The 19,924-nt window shown below is 30.1% G+C and carries 18 protein-coding genes and 1 rRNA gene; 3 read left to right on the top strand and 16 right to left on the bottom strand.

The window, feature by feature from the left end:
* The 4 genes from J3477_RS09395 to J3477_RS09410 form a co-directional block, all read right to left on the bottom strand.
* Positions 1–276 (bottom strand): 16S ribosomal RNA (locus tag J3477_RS09395); the annotation flags it as partial.
* Between the two features lie 497 nt (positions 277–773).
* Positions 774–2,060 carry a VTT domain-containing protein gene (locus J3477_RS09400; RefSeq protein ID WP_206869713.1) on the bottom strand — a complete coding sequence of 429 codons (1,287 nt, stop codon included), beginning with the start codon at positions 2,058–2,060 and terminating at the stop codon, positions 774–776.
* A gap of 475 nt (positions 2,061–2,535) precedes the next feature.
* A complete protein-coding gene (locus tag J3477_RS09405) occupies positions 2,536–3,657 on the bottom strand; it encodes an NAD(P)/FAD-dependent oxidoreductase (RefSeq protein ID WP_206869715.1) in 1,122 nt (373 codons plus the stop codon).
* Between the two features lie 209 nt (positions 3,658–3,866).
* Complete coding sequence (locus tag J3477_RS09410) at positions 3,867–4,454, bottom strand: DUF1349 domain-containing protein (RefSeq protein WP_206869717.1); 588 nt, start codon at positions 4,452–4,454, stop codon at positions 3,867–3,869.
* Between the two features lie 191 nt (positions 4,455–4,645).
* Between J3477_RS09410 and J3477_RS09415 the strand changes: the two genes are divergently transcribed.
* Positions 4,646–4,855, top strand: coding sequence for a hypothetical protein (locus tag J3477_RS09415; protein WP_206869718.1), 210 nt, complete (start codon positions 4,646–4,648; stop codon positions 4,853–4,855).
* A 181-nt stretch (positions 4,856–5,036) separates the two neighbouring features.
* Here J3477_RS09415 and J3477_RS09420 read toward each other — a convergent pair whose 3' ends face one another.
* The 4 genes from J3477_RS09420 to spoIVA all read right to left on the bottom strand — a co-directional run bounded on the left by J3477_RS09420 (position 5,037) and on the right by spoIVA (position 9,241).
* Positions 5,037–5,315 (bottom strand): hypothetical protein, encoded by a 279-nt coding sequence (locus J3477_RS09420; protein WP_206869719.1) that lies wholly within the window; start codon positions 5,313–5,315, stop codon positions 5,037–5,039.
* 806 nt (positions 5,316–6,121) lie between these two features.
* Positions 6,122–6,517 (bottom strand): bacteriohemerythrin, encoded by a 396-nt coding sequence (locus tag J3477_RS09425; RefSeq protein ID WP_206869720.1) that lies wholly within the window; start codon positions 6,515–6,517, stop codon positions 6,122–6,124.
* A 128-nt stretch (positions 6,518–6,645) separates the two neighbouring features.
* Positions 6,646–7,539, bottom strand: coding sequence for an MBL fold metallo-hydrolase (locus tag J3477_RS09430; protein WP_206869721.1), 894 nt, complete (start codon positions 7,537–7,539; stop codon positions 6,646–6,648).
* Positions 7,540–7,762: 223 nt separating this feature from the next.
* On the bottom strand, positions 7,763–9,241 hold the full coding sequence (gene spoIVA / locus J3477_RS09435) for a stage IV sporulation protein A (RefSeq protein ID WP_206869722.1): 1,479 nt from the start codon (positions 9,239–9,241) through the stop codon (positions 7,763–7,765).
* 393 nt (positions 9,242–9,634) lie between these two features.
* On the opposite strand from spoIVA, the gene J3477_RS09440 reads away from it, so the two are divergent.
* Entirely contained in the window at positions 9,635–10,084 is a 450-nt protein-coding gene (locus J3477_RS09440) for a GNAT family N-acetyltransferase (RefSeq protein ID WP_206869723.1), read from the top strand.
* 24 nt (positions 10,085–10,108) lie between these two features.
* Here the strand turns inward: J3477_RS09440 and J3477_RS09445 are convergent, their stop codons facing one another.
* Positions 10,109–10,456, bottom strand: coding sequence for an inorganic pyrophosphatase (locus J3477_RS09445; RefSeq protein WP_206869724.1), 348 nt, complete (start codon positions 10,454–10,456; stop codon positions 10,109–10,111).
* Between the two features lie 580 nt (positions 10,457–11,036).
* On the opposite strand from J3477_RS09445, the gene J3477_RS09450 reads away from it, so the two are divergent.
* A complete protein-coding gene (locus J3477_RS09450; protein WP_206869725.1) occupies positions 11,037–11,906 on the top strand; it encodes a GNAT family N-acetyltransferase in 870 nt (289 codons plus the stop codon).
* Between the two features lie 139 nt (positions 11,907–12,045).
* Here the strand turns inward: J3477_RS09450 and J3477_RS09455 are convergent, their stop codons facing one another.
* The 7 genes from J3477_RS09455 to J3477_RS09485 all read right to left on the bottom strand — a co-directional run bounded on the left by J3477_RS09455 (position 12,046) and on the right by J3477_RS09485 (position 19,843).
* The gene (locus J3477_RS09455; RefSeq protein ID WP_206869726.1) at positions 12,046–12,327 is read right to left on the bottom strand and encodes a hypothetical protein; all 282 of its coding nucleotides are present in this window, start codon (positions 12,325–12,327) and stop codon (positions 12,046–12,048) included.
* 125 nt (positions 12,328–12,452) lie between these two features.
* Positions 12,453–13,868, bottom strand: a complete 1,416-nt coding sequence (cysS, locus tag J3477_RS09460; protein ID WP_206869727.1) for a cysteine--tRNA ligase — start codon at positions 13,866–13,868, stop codon at positions 12,453–12,455.
* A 589-nt stretch (positions 13,869–14,457) separates the two neighbouring features.
* Complete coding sequence (locus J3477_RS09465) at positions 14,458–15,192, bottom strand: aminoglycoside phosphotransferase family protein (RefSeq protein ID WP_206869728.1); 735 nt, start codon at positions 15,190–15,192, stop codon at positions 14,458–14,460.
* A gap of 165 nt (positions 15,193–15,357) precedes the next feature.
* Positions 15,358–15,606 carry a hypothetical protein gene (locus tag J3477_RS09470; protein WP_206869729.1) on the bottom strand — a complete coding sequence of 83 codons (249 nt, stop codon included), beginning with the start codon at positions 15,604–15,606 and terminating at the stop codon, positions 15,358–15,360.
* A 211-nt stretch (positions 15,607–15,817) separates the two neighbouring features.
* The gene (locus J3477_RS09475) at positions 15,818–18,193 is read right to left on the bottom strand and encodes a preprotein translocase subunit SecA (RefSeq protein WP_206869730.1); all 2,376 of its coding nucleotides are present in this window, start codon (positions 18,191–18,193) and stop codon (positions 15,818–15,820) included.
* 262 nt (positions 18,194–18,455) lie between these two features.
* Positions 18,456–19,298, bottom strand: coding sequence for an alpha/beta fold hydrolase (locus J3477_RS09480; protein ID WP_206869731.1), 843 nt, complete (start codon positions 19,296–19,298; stop codon positions 18,456–18,458).
* A 122-nt stretch (positions 19,299–19,420) separates the two neighbouring features.
* Complete coding sequence (locus J3477_RS09485) at positions 19,421–19,843, bottom strand: MarR family winged helix-turn-helix transcriptional regulator (protein WP_206869732.1); 423 nt, start codon at positions 19,841–19,843, stop codon at positions 19,421–19,423.
* Between the last annotated feature and the right edge of the window lie 81 nt (positions 19,844–19,924).

Genomic DNA, 19,924 nt, shown 5'->3' on the forward strand with positions numbered 1-19,924 from the left:
TCGCCTTGGTGAGCCATTACCTCACCAACTAGCTAATGCGCCGCGGGTCCATCTTATAGCGGATTGCTCCTTTGATTTTCATTTCATGCGAAACGAAAATATTATGCGGTATTAATCTTCCTTTCGGAAGGCTATCCCCCTCTATAAGGCAGGTTACCCACGTGTTACTCACCCGTCCGCCGCTGAGAAAGTTCCGAAGAACTTTCTCCGCTCGACTTGCATGTGTTAGGCACGCCGCCAGCGTTCGTCCTGAGCCAGGATCAAACTCTCAATTTAAAGTTTAATCATAGCTTACTTACTTAGTAAGTCTTTTTTTCAAAAGAATTGCTGGTTTAGTTTAAGTCTAGTTTTAGACTTTGTTTATCTTCTCTGTTTAATTTTCAAAGACCAAGTTTGTTTCGCTGTTTTTCTGACAGCTTTTATATCTTACCATCGTAAGATTTCTTTGTCAACACATTTTTAAAACTTTTTTAAATTCAATTTAAATTTCGTTTTAAAACTTTGTGTTATTTTGTCGAATTGTGTTACAGCGACATAGACTATGATATCACATCAATTGATGCTCAATAATATGTAATATGTCCTGAGAGCAATTTACTTATACATTTTTTTAATATATCTCCATATTCCTAAATATTTCACTAATTGATACACTTGGAAGTGTTTTCGCCTAAATATTGTTACTAAACAAACTATAAAGCACTATGAACGTAATATTCATAGTACTTTTATACTGTTACCTCTGATATTTCATATAAGGATGTTTTTCTTTATTAAATTTTAGGCAATATACGATAGCATTCTAATAATATAATATTCAAGGTAAGCCATAGTACGCCAAAAACATACCCAGCATAAATATCACTGGGATATTGGACTTGATAAAATAGAACACTTATTCCACTAAAGAGACAAATTACTATAGTTATAACTACAGCTGATATCCTAAGCCAATTAATCTTCGTATGGCGTAATATAAGGAAACATACAAATCCATATGCAACTATAGCCATCAAAGATTGCTCACTAGGGAAAGTATATTTAATATTTTCTGTGAATGATACCCCAAATGGTCCCATACGTTTAAAAGCAAGTCTTAATAAAGTTTGCAAAGCCTCTCCACCTAAAATAGTGAAAAATGCAAACCTAATTTCAAGAAACTTATCTATACCTTTTATCATGATAAATACAATAGTACAAACAATAACTAATATTAATGCAATTAAAGAAGTTAGATAATAAAACACGCTCATCAAGAATCGCCAATTTTCAGTAAAGATTATTTTCATAAGATAGCTTGCAATTGTATCAAATTGATTGAATTCATTAGATAAAAAATCTTCAATGACACCTATTAGAAGAGCAAAAAAAGCAATGAAGACAACAGCAACACCTAACATTGCAGCTTTGATCTTGCCAAAGGAATTGAATGTCTTCATAGCCTTTCTAAGTATTCTCACAGTAGCTTCGATAATCTGTTGCTTATGACTCTTATACAAATAAATAATTACTATAACTATAGATATAATCAACCCACCTATGATTAGATATTGAGTAATTAGTCTATGATACCTTTCCCACTTTGTCCCTAAAAGTTTACCTAATGAAATAAATGTCGTAGACCATAATATAGCTCCTATGTAAGAATTCAAAGCAAACTTCTTATATGAAATTTCCGTTATACCTGAAAAATATCCTGTAATATGTCTAACACCTGGTATGAAATATGATATGATTAACAATCTATTTCCATACTTATTAAACCATACTGAAGTTTTTTCCAATCCCCTCGGTCCAAGATGTATAAAATGACCATATCGTTTAAAGAAACGAACACCTAATCTATTTCCGATAAAATACGAAATTGTTACCCCAATAATTGCTCCAATTGATGCAATTGTAATACTAAAGAACCAATTTAATTTTTGCTGATTTACAAGAAATCCGCAATATGTCATAAGAAGTTCACCAGGTAGTGGAAACGCAATTAATTCTAACACTAATGCAACTAACAAAACTATATATCCATAATGATCAAGTAGTCCAGTTATATACTGCATTTCTCATTCCTCCATGATTTAACTTTTATAAATTCATTCTAAGTACTAGTTATAATTTTTGTAACACTAAATCTTATCTATGCATTTGTAGACAGATTGTCCATCTAGTATATTAATTATTTTATTATTAATCATAATACTTGCTAAAGCTGATACATTATTGACTATTTAATATTTATATTATATACCTTTTCCTGCAGGGCTATCCTATTTAAAATTTTTATACATTTATCTTTTTAGAATGTGCCTAATGAAAATCCAACAGACAGCCATTTTTTATTCTATGACCTAAAGCCTATTCAAGTTTATTAACTTTACTAACTTTTATTAGCATAAAAATTATATACTTTCTCAAATTTGTAGCAAAAAAAATAAGGCCATTGGCTAAATTGAAAAAAATAATTAGCTATTGGCTTTATTCTAGGAATAAATACTATTCATATTTTTAAATTTATTGACGTCATTCATGGAACATTTATCTGTTATTACTATATTCTTTGTAATTGTTCCATAATCGTATAACAGGTGTTGATAGCTTCATTAAATCAATACCATTTTCATTGTCGCATATTTTATCAATTATAGAATCGAGAATTCTATTATCTAAATTTTTAATATTTGCATCCATTTGCTCATTAGTTTGACTCTCCAAAAATCTTCTCAGAGTCAGGGAGTGATTGTAATTTTCGAACAATGGTTTAGTTAATTCTTCATAAACTCCTATATTACAAATATCGTAGGCTGCATATACACCAGTTAAAACAGCCACAAATTGTCCAAACCCAAGTCCAGGTGATATGGTACCAAAACAATTCCCAACAAAATATGTATTGTCTAGCTTGGCTTTATTACATATCCCCATCATGTATCTAGTAATTTCAAATTTATCTGTAATTTTAAAATTTTGCTTTAGATCCTTACTTACTAAGTTATAAGCTTTTTCCCACATTACTTCTATATCTAATTTTATGTTATCTGGATAATCTGGATAAGCAATAACTATATTTCCTTCTTTTTCAGAGAATGGGATAACCCAAATATATCCTTTAGGTATTACGTCATAGTTAAACCATACGTGTGGATTACTGGTCACAAAGTTTCCTTCAACTGTAGCACCTTTTATGGTTACTGTTAAATCACACTTATAATTTCCTATACCTGCTGCATATTGCCCATCACCTGTTGCCAATACCACATTATCAAAATGCTTACATAAATATGGATAATCATATGTGGAATTAAAATTAATCTTAGATTTTACTTGTCTAGCTAATTGACTCTCATATGAATCATTATGTCGTCCTCTTATATTCGTATATCCAATCTTTCCTTCAATGTTCCCTATTTCATTTTTAGAATGAATAGTCAGTTTTTTAACGCGGTCTATAGGATCCATATTGATATGGTAATTTTCCGAAATATGTTCAATTGTATCTTTAACAGGTCTATTTAAAATATTAAACATAGCCTCAGAATTTATGAATCTATCTCCTACCCTACTGCGACTTTCAAAAATCATTGGTGTAATTCCATGTTTTTCTAAGGTTATAGCACAAGAAAGTCCTGCCATTCCAGCTCCCATAATAGCAACTTTCATCTACAACACCTCCTCAATATATAGAAAATTTTTTAACTTTTCATTTACACCTATAAAAGAACAAGTACATATAACTAAACTAATATACTTAAGTTTTTATATAAGATTTTTTCCTCTATAGTGTTTACTTTATTAATATTCCTATACATTGACATTTCAAACAACTTTTTTTGCGATTTAAAAACTTTCAGGAGTATAATTTTCTGCTATTACTTATGCTCTCCCCACTTACATTCGGTAATCTCCATTTCAGTAAAGGTAGCTTTAAAAGAAGACTTCTCTGGACTGCAAGCATATATCCCAAACCTAATATTCTCTGAACCTTCAAAAAGGTGACATATTCTCATTTGTTTATAATTTATCCCATCATTGGAACATTCGATACAAAAATCACTTTCACGACGGCTTAATCTGTAGTACATAGATTTTATATCTGCTGCAATGTCAGTAGTAGCCCAATCTGAATAACCATGGTTAGTTACTACACTGCCAAGTCTTTGATAATGATCATTTTCATATTCTATAGACGCCTTTAACCAGTTGTCACTATCTTGATAAAGCACTATTCCACACTGATCAAATCGGTGCTTACTTTCAAATTCTGTCTTAACACTAAAAGAGAAAAATTTCTCATTGGTTTCCATAACTAAAACAGGTGCATTGTCATTTCTAAAACCATAGTAAGTCCTCTGCCATAAATCTGTACCTGGTTCAGTGATCATAACTATTTTGTCTTGCTCCACTGATTTTTCTTCTAATTCTCTTATCCAAAATAATTCTTTAACATCAAATTTCATTATTTTCTCCCACCCTTTTAGCCAAATATTTTAATATTAACTTAAGCTTTTAACACAACTTATTATACCATAAACTAGCAATTCAATTTTTGTATACTATCACTCCAGAGTTAATCTTACTTAATACATATATAAATTAAAGAAGGAAAACATAAAAAGAAGTAGTTAGAATTATTCTGGAGGTTATCATAATGAAAAAAAGTCATATAGACATGGAAAAACTTAATAGAATAGCTGAAGGTGAGCATTTTGAATTCAGGAATGTTGTCTCTGCCACCTTACCGAAAAATGAACATGCACAAGATGGAGCTATTTTTAATAGAGAAGTCGAAGAAGGAGTCTATAGAAACATTGTTGTTATAAATGAAGATGTAGATCATGTAAGATATAAAAAGGTTTGATCTATGTATGGTGAGTGGAACTTCTAATTCTGCTCACTTTTTATAATTATCCTAAGCAATATTTATTGTAAAATATATCTTAAATGTTTTAACGTATCATATAAGTAATCACAAATAATACCCCAATACTTATCACTCCGATAAACATGCCTATTTTAACCTTTATAATATGAAACCTACTCTATCCCATACTACTAACAGTAAATATTATAAATCCCGCTGCTAGAAGTAATAGTACTACAATAATTGTTGTAATAAGCAATAATATATACAATACTTTAATCTCACTTCTTTTCAAAACAATAGACAATATTATAGAAATTATAATATCTCCTACCCACAAAATGTAACCTAATGTATTATCTAAGATTTTCCAGTTAAAAACCCAGAAATATGTTATCAGTAGATTTAAAACTATAAACAGTAATCCTACCAATTTTATTTTCTTATTAGTTACCATAATCATTCAACTCCTCTTTTAATGCAAATGTACAATAATAAAGTTATGCATTCAATTTATCCTATATAACCTCATACGATAGCAGTTTAAAAAAGTTACGGAATATGTAGAATAACTTTCAAACCTTCCAAGTATAAAATCAATAAACCTTATGCATAATAAAACAAAAGTCTATGGCACTATATTCCTGCAATAAAAATTTACGTAATGTTAAAGCACCTTGTTGAGATTTCACCATAAACGTTAAGAGAGGACGCCGATTAAATATGATAAGCATAACTAAACTATTATATGATTCTACCAATTATTGGAATAGCTTAAGATATGTAGAAGGAGATTGATAATCACTTAATTTCATCACGCTACTTTAAAATTATCACCTTGATTTTCCATGACATTAATTGTATAATAATAGTGTTTTAAAAATTTTTTCACAAAACCGAGCTAGATTGAATTTATTCAATCTAGCTCACTCCATTTATAAAGCACTTTTTGTACTTTCATTTCAACAAATCCTTTCACTCTTTTATAACTTCTTTTTTTAGTAAAGATGTTTCTCTTTAATCCTTAGATTCTAAACTAAAATTTCTATGAATCTACGAATTTTTATTTAACTAAATTTCAAATAAAATAAGAATAACCAATTACCATATCTTATTATCAGGTAATTGGTTATTTATTTTAACTAGAATAGTTATGGATGTACCGCTTCATAATAAAATTTATATTTTCAAATTCTCCTCTCAGAACCTAGAGGAGTTTTGAAAATACTTTTTGGATTGAAGTGGTACATCTTTACATATGTACTATTTTGCGTTTACGTATTCTCTGTCTTTTTCCATTATGTGCTCTTTAATCCATATAACTATAAAATCTAATAAATCTTGAACATATTTATCTTGATTTGAATCAACATCATTTAGGTTAACATTGCTTACCTTTTGAATAAAGGAATCATGTTCAATCTTATGAGTAAATAATTTCTTGTAGCCTATGCTTGCAAGATATTCTTCTTCAGCAGAAAAGTGAAACTGAGCATAGTCTTTCAACTCTACTATTATCTCCATTATTCTATCGTACTTGTCCACATAAAAATCATTCTTTAAAAGCTCATAGCCTTTATTAGCTATTTCAAATAACTTCTTGTGCTCATTGTCTATTTTTTCCATACCAAGTTCAAATTCAGGTTTCCAATTAAACATTATATACGCTCCTCTTTTAATAATTATTATTACTAATTAGTATAACACTTCCAGCTGAAAATTGCTGTAACAAAAAGCACACTTACATTAAATATTTTATCAAATTTAGGCTAACTATGATAAATTTGTTAATATTTTGAGTATTTGATTACTCCATCCTCTATTTGCAAACTTATACTTCCAATTTCGCTTAAATATTCAACATAGGGCCTTAAAAGTCTTTCAATTAATCCATATCTAGCCATAGTATTTATTCTTAAATTGAAGTTTTTAGTAACAGCTGATCTAATATGATCCATGGTCATACCATCTTCTATCACTTCATATACCTTTAAGGCTATAGCTTTGTAGAATTCTATATTAGCTCCTATAAGTTCTGTAATATCGTGGTAGATACCTTTATGAGCCACAATGTATTTGCTACATTTTAAATCATAAAGCTTGTGCTTGCTTTTTAAATCTTCACTGACTATATAAGCATAAGGCAGTTTTGCTCCACTCATAGTTTCATAACTTACTAAAGCATCGCCTAAATAACAAACCTCATCTGGAGTTGTAATGCATATATGAGCAGCACTATGTCCTGGAGTATGAAAAATATCAAACTTAATTCCACAGACTTCGACAAAACTTTGACTATGAGAAATCATAACATCAGTTTCACAAACCATATGCCCAAACTGCTCTCTAATCTCAGTTAAGGATAGCATACTATAATATCCTTTTAAATTCACAATAGAGCTACAAAGCATAGCTTCATAAGTTGGCATTGCAATAATACAGCTATATTTATTCTTAAAATATGTATTATTTCCTATATGGTCTACATGGGCATGAGTACATATTATAGCACGTATTTTCAGATTATTTTCTTCAAGAAGTTTTTCAATTCCTTGTCTTTCTCCTTTTTCTAAACCTGAATCTAGCATAATTATTTCATTGCTATTTATTTTATAAAAAGGCAGATACGTTCTTCCAGTATCAATACAAAAAGTATCTCCTTTTACTTCTATTATTTTCATATATTATTCCTAGTATAAAGAGTGTGCTGCATTTTTTTGAGCCACTAAATATATGTTCCCTTCTTATAAATATACTCTTTTAAGTATTATACTATCTCTCAATATATTTTCAACTCTTACATGCAAAGATTATGAAACCAAAGTATATTTACCTGAAGCTACAAATAAAATAACCAATTACACTAACAAATAATGTAATTGGTTATATCGTTTAATTAATTTACTATAAAATTATGCAGATAAGTCCACCATTACCTTCATTTATTATCTTTTGAAGGGTCTTTTGGATCTTAACTTGTACGTCCTCTGGCATCTTGTAGAGCTTGTTCTGTAGTCCTTCTTTTACAAGAACTTCAAGGGATTTACCGAACATATTACTCTGCCATAGTTTTGTTGGATCACTTTCGAACTGTTCTAGAAGAGACTTAAATAACTCTTCTGTTTCTTTTTCAGTACCCATTATTGGTGATATCTCTGTTTCGATATCAGCCTTTATAAAATGCAAGCTTGGAGCGCTAGCTTTTAGCTTAACCACATACTTTCCACCTTGCTTTACGAACTCTGGATCTTCAAATTTCATTTCTGTTAGCTGAGGGGCTACAAGTCCATAACCTGTTTCTTTAACTTCCTTCAAAGCATCTGAAACCTTATCATACTCAACCTTTGCTTCATTAAGGTCTTTCATTAAAGTCATAAGTTCACTTTCTGATGATATATCGTTGCCACACAATTCACTAAGTATTTTATAGAAAATGCCATGCTTTGGATTTAGCTTTATTCTTGCTGTACCATCGCCTAGGTTCATCTCATCAATATCAGTAAGTCCCATGAAATCTTCATCTCTATATCCATCCAAGCAAGTCTTTATATCTCTAACTTTAAATATGTTTTTACACATATCCTTAACTATGTTTAAGAAATTCTCTTTTAACCAGTGAGATGGATCCAATTTTTCTATCCATTCTGGCATATCTATGTTTACTTCCTTCACTGGGAATTCCTTAAGTACTTTTTTGAATAAATGGGTTATGTCTTCTTCCTTCATGGATAATACATCCATAACCTGCACTGGAACACTGTACTTTGCTTCAAGTTGAAGTTTAAGTTCCTTTGTTTCAGGTGCATTTACTTTAGTTGTATTAAGTACAATTATGAAAGGCTTATCTATTGTTTTTAATTCTTGAATTACTCTTTCCTCAGCATCAACATAATCTTCTCTAGCTATTCCTGTTATACTGCCATCTGTTGTTATAACTAAGCCGATAGTTGAATGATCTGTTATTACCTTTCTTGTACCGATTTCAGCAGCATCTTCAAAAGGAATTTCATAATCAAACCATGGAGTGGTAACCATCTTTGCTTGCTCACCCTCCATATAGCCTAAGGCTCCTTTTACAATATAACCAACACAATCAACCATTCTTACCTTGAATTTCAAGCCTTCATCTAAAGAGATTTCTATAGCTTCATTAGGTATGAATTTAGGTTCAGTAGTATGAATACTTTTGCCTGATCCTGATTGTGGCAGCTCATCCTTAGCCCTTTCTTTTTTATATGAATTTTCTATCTTTGGTATTACCATAAGATCCATGAATCTTTTAATAAATGTAGACTTACCAGTTCTTACAGGCCCAACAACACCAACGTAAATGTCACCTTGGGTTCTTTCAGCTATATCCTTATATATATTAAAGCTGTCCAAGATATACCCTCCTATATATATTATTAACACTACATATATATTAAAATAATTCGGAAAATATACATGATTTTTTCTGATTTTAGAATATATATTAGTATTTTTGAGAGTGAGAAAACCACACACATCTCATATTTCAAATATATTCACAGGAGTATATAAATACATCTTTTTATAATTAAATAATTAAAAATATTTTTGGAGCATTTAATTTACAACTATTTAAAAGTCTTTCGCTCATACCTTTTAGTATTAATAAACTAATAAACGAAGTTAGATCCATGTAATTCAACTATGTTATAATTTATAGAGATCATAATAAATACTGATATTAATAATGAATTCACTTATAATATATTAAGTTAATTATTTCTTTTATGAATTGAGGGATAGAAAATGAAGATTATCAAGAAGAACCCTACAGACCACGACGCTATTATCTTAATGGATGAGTTATCAAAAACTTTAGAATCAATAACAGGTAACAGTGGAAAAAATTCTTTTGATCCAAGAGATGTCTGTGTCCCACGTTCCTTGTTTGTAATTGCATATGGCGAAGGCGAAGAACCATTAGGCTGCGGTGCTATACGCCCTATTGATGATAATATAGCTGAAGTCAAAAGAATGTTTGCTAAAGCTAAAACCAAAGGTATTGGAACAAAGATTCTTCTACATTTAGAATCGGAAGCATTAGAGTTAGGTTATTCAACCCTATGGCTTGAGACTAGAGTAATAAACAGAGCTGCAGTAGCTTTCTACAAAAAGAACGGTTATATTCAAATTCCAAACTATGGTAAATATAAAGATAATTCTAAAGCAATTTGTTTTGAGAAAAAATTACTTTAAATGGATTTAAGATTTACACTTCTCCTACTTGTACAAACAATAATACTCTGAAGTGAAAAATTGTTCTTGGAAATTCACCGCTTTCTTTATATCTTCTTCTTTCAAAATAATATTCTCAGGAACTACAATCCACTTATCCTCCACATCATCTAACCTATGTACTACAGCTATTACCTTTCCAGTAAAACTTTTTACTGGAATATCAATTCCTAAGATATAAGCATCCTGTTCTGCTCCATCGCCAGCAATGATTCCTTCTACATACCCATAGTTTACATTATAAAAAATCGTTTTATGTCTTGGATGATATGTGCCTAGTGGTCTATCAACTGTAACTGTAACCATTTTTCCTAAAATATCATAGCTACTCATAAAAACTTTCATCTCCTTTAATTTAGGTGCTGTTAAAACTCCATGTTGAAATTAAATGATTAATCATTCAATGCTTTAATGAGCTTACGCAAAGAATTAATATGATCCTGTAATATTCCACCAATGCATCGCTTCATAATAGATTTTATATTTTCAAATTATCTGCTTAGAACCCAGTAGAGTTTTGAAAATAGTTTAACTCAAAGAGTAAAAATTATATCGCCTTCCAGAATTTCTTCACATACGTTCAGAAGAGTCAGATGCGTAAAAAATACTACATCTAAAAGTATACACATTTACGCTTTCCATTTCGAATACAACCCATAATATCCATATTATAGTTTAAAACACTTTTCGGTCTTCTTCTAAACTAAAACTCTATAGCTTTATAGAACCTTCAGTATATCCATAGAATTTTTATAAACATTTTTAAATAACATTTACAATTTTATAGTCATTTTTGCTTTTTGTTTATATAATATTATATATAACCAAAATATTCTCATATTGTTCTATAAAACATTTATTTCAGACCTAACTGTTTTAAAATCGTAACTTATCAAATTTAAGGGGGCATATTATGATTAAGAACTATTTACAATTATCTGAAGAAGATCAAAAAGAAGCATATAAATTCTTAACTAATGATAAATCAATTTATACTAATTTAGCATATATGGACAAAGATTTAAAATCTGATTTATTTGGATTTGGTGAAGGAGTATTATTTTGCGTGGAAGATTGCAATATAACAGGAGCAATTAAAATAATTCTAAAGGAATGTCCAATTAAAGCTATAACTTACGCAATATATCTATCCATTTCACCAACTTGCTCTAAAACTACAAATATTATACTAAAAGAACTTATTGAAGCTTCAAAAAAATTAGTATTAAAACATAATGCTAAGGAGTTTTATCTAGCCACCCTTGATGATAAATTAATTAATTCACTCAATACTTTAAATTATTTCGAACAATACTCTGCGCTTAAGATGACTTTAGATTCTAGGGAAATAACAATTCCAACCTTAGCTTTAATTCCATTGTCTGAAGAAAATAAGAAACAATATCTTGATATAAATAACGACGCCTTTAGCGAAGCACCAAATGGATCCACTTTATATGCAAATGAAGTAGATGAATATATAAAAAAAGCTGATGATAACAATTGCTACTTTATCGTAAAACAAAATGGACATGAAATAGGCTTTTTGCTATTTGAAATTAAGGATGGAAAGGCTCTTTTTGATCTTGGATTAAGGAAAGCTTTTAGAGGAAAAGGCTATGGAAAGATGCTTCTTGAAACAGCTATAGATTTTTTAGATAAGAAGCAGGTTGAAGAAATAGGGCTTATCGTTATAACTAAAAATACTTTAGCTTACAATATGTATATTAAGAGAGGTTTTAAAAAGCAAAGAGTTCTTTCTAAATGGTTCCAGATTATCTGACAAGCTTTAGCCTACTTTTATAATTTCATAGAGTTCTCCCTTTTCTTCAATCAAATAATTAAATTCTATAAAAAAGAAGCTAAGAAAGTATACTCATAACCCTTCTTAACTTCTTTTTGTTTTTGTTTTTGTAAATCATCTAATTTTTATTAACAAATACATGTTTTGAAAAAATGTTCTTTCCAGCATAGTACAAAATAATTAGAACTAGAAGCGCAAAGAATCCTATATAGTAAAATAACACACCAGCAATTATCCATAAACCGCCATCAAATATAGCCCATTGTCTTTCTGTCCCTTCAGGATACTTATACTTTACTACATTATAGGTACCATTTTTTCCTAAGTATTTTCCCTTAATGATAGCCATAATTCCGTTTATGATTAAAAATATAATAAATAGCTTCTCGTCTGTCTTCATATATTAGTTCCTCTTCCAATGAAATTTTCATTAGTTTGGATTTTCACCCTTTCTTGCTTCAATAATCTCTGATAAATAATCTTGTAGCATTTTTCTTGTAATTTACACATAAAAGTACTAATTACTTACAACTTTGGTTTCCATGTAGTCCCTTCTTTTGAATCAAAGAGTTCTACATTTCTTTCTAAAAGTATCTTTCTTATTTCATCTGCTCTAGCCCAATTTTTTTCCATTCTCGCTCTATTTCTTTCAAGGATAAGTAATTCAATATATTCTTCATCCATATCAACATTACTATCTACTTCTTCTATTGTTGTAAGATTTAATGATAATACTTTATCAAAATCTTCTATCAAATACATTTTCTCTGCATTATTTAACTCATCACTTTTAATAACCTCTGATAAAACTGTGAGAGCATTAGCTGTATTTAAATCATCGCTTATGTGAGCCGCAAAACTTGTCTGATACTTTTCTATTTTTCTCTCTCCTATAGTCTCCTCGATCTTTTTATTTTTAATAATATTTTTAATCTTACTCTTAAGTTTTTTAAGCGATTTTTGAGAGTCTATTAGACTCTCAAAACTAAAAACTAGCTGTTTCCTATATCTTGACTGCAAATTAAAAAACCTATAATCTAATGGATCATAACCTTTTTCTATAAGTTTCGAAATAGTCAAAAAATCCCCAGAAGATTTTGACATTTTTCCGTTATCCATAACCAAAAACTCTCCGTGCATCCAGTAGTTTACCCATTTATGACCTGTTGCACATTCTGATTGAGCTATCTCGTTTGTATGATGTACTGGAATATGATCTATCCCACCGCAATGTATATCAATCCTCTCACCTAGGTACTTCATTGACATAGCCGAGCACTCAATATGCCAGCCCGGAAATCCAGTTCCCCATGGTGATTCCCATTGCATTATTTGATTAGAAAATTTCGAATTTGTAAACCACAATACGAAATCAAGAGGATTCTTTTTAAACGGATCTACTTCTACTCTACCTCCAGCCTCAAGTTCTTCCATACTAAGGTTTGCAAGTTTAGAATATTCAGGATACTTTTCTATCGAAAAATAAACATTCCCATTAGCTATATAAGTAAATCCTCTTTCTTCAAGCTTTTTGATAAAATTAATCATATCACCAATATGCTCAGTGGCTCTGCAAATAACTGTAGGTTTCGTAATGTTTAACAACTGGCAGTCTTTCAAAAATTCATCTTCATAAAACCTGGCTATTTCCCACACTGTCTTCTTTTCTCTGCTGGCACCTAAAGCCATTTTATCTTCTCCAGTATCAGAATCTGACTCTAAATGACCTACATCAGTAATATTCATTACATGCTTAACCTTCAATCCTATATACTCCATAGACTTTTTTAAAACATCCTCAAATATATAAGTTCTTAAGTTTCCTATATGAGCAAAATTGTATACTGTTGGACCGCAAGTATAAAGTTTTATCTTACCTTCTTCTATTGGAATTACCTCTTCTTTTTTTCTGCTGAAACTATTATAAATCTTTATATTCATATGTTTTTCCTCCTAATTTTTAAAAATAAGGTTATATATTAAAAAGCTACGTTAATTATAGAATCTTGCAAATTAATCAAATAACGCCTAACTAAATATACACTGTTCAAGTATTTACTAAATATACTCTATTACCACAGAAGTAGCTCTCTAGAAAGCAATAATACTTTAAAATACCTTTAAAAACAAAAAACTGCAGGCAAGAAACCTGCAGTTGATAATCCTAAAGTTTATATTCAAGGATATCTCAAGAAATCACAGACTAGTTGCTTTGTTTTTTACCAATATAAAGTTAGTTAGTAAACAGCAACAACAATTCATCTTGAAACTCCTCCTTAGAACCATATAATTTTATTATACCCAAAATCAACCAAAAATCATATACCTTTAATTTTAGCAGCAATAATTTTTATATCAATTTCTAATAGATGCCTAAAAATCTATACCATAATATGTTTTACTACATTATAAGTAGCATTTTTCCCAAAGTAATTTCCTTTAACTATAGCCATAAGTCCGTTTATTATTAAAAATATTATATAAAGCTACTCGTCTGTCTTCATATTTAGTGCCTCCTATAATGAAATTTTCATTCATTTGGACATTCTCCTTTTCTTGCTTCAATAATCACTGATAAATAATCCTTAATCGTTTCTCTTGCAACTTCCATTTCACTTAAATATAAATCTGCTAAAGCTTTTTTGAATTCTAAAAGCTGTTCTCTATTCTCAGTATCAGTTGGAACAGGTGTATACTCCACTAAAAACACTGTTCTTGCTATATCATATAGAAAATCGCCCTGACAAACATTCATAAAGTCTATAACGATAGCGCGGTCACCTGATATTAAAATATTATCTGGATGGAAGTCTCCATGGCAGAATTTATTTCCTTCCGGAAGCATGTCTAATATTCTCAAAGCTTTTTGCTGCTCTATTGTTTTTGATGAAGATATATTTAATATATTTTCTCTTAAGAAATCTTTGTAATTAGGTACATGGCTAATATTATTCTGTCCCATTTTCTTATGCAACCTTGCCATAATTATTGCACACTGCCTCACATCTCCTGTCTTTAAAACCCAATGTAGAAGTGATTCTCCCTCTGCTTTATCATATACAATGCCACACTGATCTTCAAAATCTATGATTTCATAAGCCTTTGGTTTTTCAAAATCCATGTCTTCTATAGCCTTTGCATTATAAAACTCCCTTTTTATAGCCTCTTTAGAATATCCTTTATGAAAAAGTTTAAGTACCCTATCATCTTCCCACTCATATACGATAGCAGTGTTTCCTACGCCAATTATTTTTTTAAGCTCCACTTTAAGCCTCCAAATCATAAAATTACTAACTTCTTTAATTATAATTTCATTTTATTAATTTTAATCATACGGATGTACCACTTAGTATTAAAATTTATATTTTTACATTCTCTCACCAGAAGCTGTGAGAGTTTTAAAAATAGATTTTGGTACGGACTGATACAACTATTTTTCAATACTATTTTCTTTTGTTTTTTCATATCCATTAACAACTAATACTGAAGCTATTAAAGCTAAAAAATATGAAGTACTGCCTCCTTCAGTTGTAACAAAATTTCCTGCTAGTATATATAGAACCAAGGATACTCCAAAAACTTTAAGTATGTATTGATTTTCTTTTTTCTTTAAAAATCTGTTTAAATTAAAATACTCTTCCTCGTCTTTTATAATCTTATTTTTATCATCCACATCCACTTTAATCTACTCCTCAATTTTACTTTCACATAAATTGTATTATGATTCAATTAATGGTAATTATATCATAGAAGAGTATAATGGTATAATATATAGCTTAAATATTAAAACTCCAATAATTTTAATTCTACACATTAAAACTATTGGAGTTTTCTCATAGGCTCTTTTCTGGCAATAAGTGATTCAATATGTGAAAATTGAGCTCTTCTATTTATATATCTTTACTTAAAAACTTATAATAAACCGATTCTATGTCAAACATCAGTGCAGAAAAATGCTTCTTTAAACTTTTGTTACCTAATAGTTTTCCTGCTTCCACCACTGCAACAATTGCTAACATTCCTATACCCAGAATACCATCAAGTGAGTTATCATTTACAAAATATGTCCAGGTGGAAAGCGGTGGTTTATTCCTCTCATTAATTTCTTCAAAGGTAATTTCTGAATTTTGAAGTTTTATATAATCAGCTTTTATTGCCTCTTCTATTTCCTGCTGACGAACTTCAAACTCTTCCACTAAAGTTAAATTAAATACTGTTAGTGGATTCTTTCCACCTAAAATGTTAAGATGAATTCCTTCTTTAATGTTAGCGATTTTATCAAGATATTCTGCCCAGCCTTTATCAATATTAAATAATCTCAGATTCCTTTTAAATTGTTCGATCTCAGCATCAGTATATTTTAGTTTTAGCTTATCCTGTAAACTTGAAAATTCTTTATGCAAAATTTCATCATCAAATTCACCATTAATTATTTCTATACGATTATTGTACATACATTGTCTTTGATCATTTAATATAAAGGAGAACTTATATAGTTCTCGTCTTAAATCTGAATTTTTTCCCTGAACAATTCTCTGTACTTGATTTATTTTATAGTTGAATATAGGATTTGATAGTGATTCATTCATTTGTTTTGGCATTCTTCTTTCAGGGATAATATTTTGTATTCCATACTTTACAATAAGATCATCCTCTAAACTCACAAAGAACCTTGTTATCCCTGGATCACCTTGTCTCCCTGATCTTCCTTTTAACTGTTTATCAATGCGTAGACTCTCGTGAAGATTGGTTCCAATAACGTATAGCCCACCTAACTCTTTTATTTTATCTCTTTCTTCCCCTTCAGGGCCACCAAGCAATATATCAATTCCACGGCCAGCCATATTTGTAGAAACAGTCACAGCTCCCAAAACCCCTGCTCTTTCAATGATTTTCGCCTCTAACTCATCATTTTTAGCATTTAGTACTTGGCAGTTAACTCCACTACTCAACAATTGAGCTGCTAATTCCGAAGATTCTTTAACACTGCTAGTTCCTATAAGGATAGGCTGACCTGTAGAATGTACTTTTTCTATTTCCTTAACCAAAGCCTTATGTTTTGCATCCTTATGAGTAAACACGTAGTTTGGCATATCTTTTCTGAAGGATTTACGATTAGGTGGTATTACTGCAATCTCCATGCCATAAACATCATACAGCTCATATTCTGCATCAACAGCAGTTCCTGTCATGCCAGCTACACCCTCATATAATTCAATAAAATGTTGAAGGGTTATTTGCGTTATAATTCTTCCCCTTGACTGCACATCTAGGTTTTCTTTAGTTTCTAATGCTCCTTGAAGTCCATCCGGCCAATGTCTATTCTTTGCTACACGGCCTGTAAATTCATCTACCATTTCAATCTTGCTGTCTCTTACAATGTAATCTATATCTTTCTCTAAAAGCACATCAGCATAAAGCGCACTATTTACTTTTCTTAATAAATCAAAGTTTTCTTCAGCATATAGGTTTCCACAGCCAAGTGTCTCCTCAATATGATCTATACCGCTATCTGTTAAATATACATTTATTGAATATTCGTCAGTGGTGTAATCATACGATGAATTTAGTGTTGCTACAGTTTCTCTAACTTTTCTTAGATTTAGCTCTTTTTCATCTGAGCTAGAAGCTATTACAAGAGGCACTCTTGCTTCATCTATTAATATAGAATCAGCTTCATCTATAATTGCAAAGTAAAAAGGTCTATGTATTAAATCTTTTTTACTGTAACAAATGGAATCCCTAAGATAATCAAACCCAGCTTCCTTTGCAGTAACATAAGTTATATCACAAGCATAGGCTTGCTTCTTTTCATTAACACCCATATTTTCTTGAATAAATCCAACAGTTACTCCTAAAGCTTCATATATTGGTTTCATCCAAAGAGCATCTCTCTTTGCTAAATAATCATTAAAGGTAAGTATATGTACACCTTTTTTGAAAACACTCTGGAGGTACGCTGGAAATACAGCTGTAAGGGTTTTTCCTTCACCAGTCTGCATTTCAATTAACTTTCTTTCACTAAGTGCTACTGCAGCTAATAACTGTACATCATAAACATCAAAGCCTAAAGTTCTTTTTACAGCCTCTTTCACTAACGCAAAGCCATCTATAAGAAGTTCACTTGCTAACCCTCCCTCAGATGCTAGTTCCTTTAATCTATTTGACTTAGTTAATATCTCTTCATCACTGAAAGATCTCAAATCAACTTTTTTAATCTCTTCTACTATATTTTTGTAGCTATTCATAATAGTTTTTTTTAGCATTTATATTACCACCCTTTGATTATATTCACATAAAATAATTGAATAAAATACCTTTCTAAAATATATCTTAATTAAATTCCCGCAGCTTTCACTTACTTAAGCAATTACAAAAGATTTCTAATGGGATAAATAAAATAATCATAATAATCTTATGTTACCATATTGCATAAATGTTATGATATGGTTTTACAATAAAAAATAGCCATTTCAAAACTTAAGTTACTTATGTTCCGAAATGGCTCCATATAATAAATCTAAAGAACTAAAAAATTTTAAGTCCTTCTAGAAATTTATCAAAACATCTATAAAATTCTTCTTTATTAGCTAAATGTACATTATGATCTGGATGTGACACTTCATAAGAAATACAATTAGGTATTAAGTTTTGCATCTTTATAAATTCCTCATCAGGAACAGCTTCATGACTACTTGATCTAATCAAGATCGTTGGGCACTTTATACTTGACAAAAGATTAAACCACTCCTTTTTATTTTTACCAATAAGAGCCATCGCTTTACGGCTAAACAGCATTCCATATCCGTCTACGGTTTCTATCAAGCTATTCATAAAATACTGATATTCAAAATCTGATCCAGTAGCTTTTTTAATAAAGTTCATTGCTTCATTCAAAGTAGCAAATGGCAATGGCCAGTCTTTTGTAAAAAAATCAACAAGCTCCTCCCCTTCAGTTATAACTTTGTTAGAAGTTTTTGATCCAGCTGCAGACATATCCATAATTGCAGCTGCACTTACATGCTTTGGATATAACGCAGCTAAGTTTCCTGCAACTGCTCCCCCCATAGAATGACCTACTATAATTACAGAATCAATCTCCAGAAAATTTAATAGCTCTATAATATCTTCGGCCATTTCTTCATAGGTGTATTCAGCTAAAGGTTTACTGCTTAGTCCATGTCCTCTTTGATCTGGTGCTATAATCCTATATTTATCGCCATATTCTCTTATAAAATCATGCCAAGTCTCTGCTCTTCCATATTTCCCGTGAAGACAAACAATAACTTGAGCCTCTATTCTTGTGTCTAGATAGAACATTTCAACATTTTTAAGCTTAGCAACACTTCTGAAGATTTTTACATTTCCCATATTTATTATTCCCTCCTAAATTCATTTAATTTATTGAAAATTATTAATGTTTATAATCTAAAGCGTCATAAAAATTAAATTTTACACAAGTAGTTTTATATCAAACTATATGCATAAAAAAATTAAAAATTATTTTTTATTTTCTTTAAAATTTTAAATAAATCCTCCTCTTCATCTTTTGATATATTTTTATACACTACTGTCATTAAGTCCTTTGATATTAAGTCAAACATAGGTTTTAGCTCTCTCCCCACGCTAGTTAAAGATACAAACACAACCCGATTATCTTCAGTGTCTCTTGTTTTCTCAACATATCCCTGCTTTATTAATTTATCTACAAGCGCAGTTACAGTTGATTTATCCTTATCTATTTTTTCTGCTAACTCCTTCATCGTTAGTTTTTCATTTTTTAACAGTGCAAAAATTATGTCTCCGTGAGACGTTCCAAGTCCTATGACTCCATACTTCTCCATCTCTTTAATAATAAATCCATTTGCACTTTCTCTTATTTTTGAAATTAATGATATTATATCTTTTGAATTCATATTTTTATTATAGTTTGATATCAAACTATTGTCAAATAATTACTTAACTTTTTATTAATTAAAAAAAGCTAGCACACAATG

Source organism: Clostridium zeae, from assembly GCF_017312485.1.
Taxonomy (GTDB): domain Bacteria; phylum Bacillota; class Clostridia; order Clostridiales; family Clostridiaceae; genus Clostridium_AR; species Clostridium_AR zeae.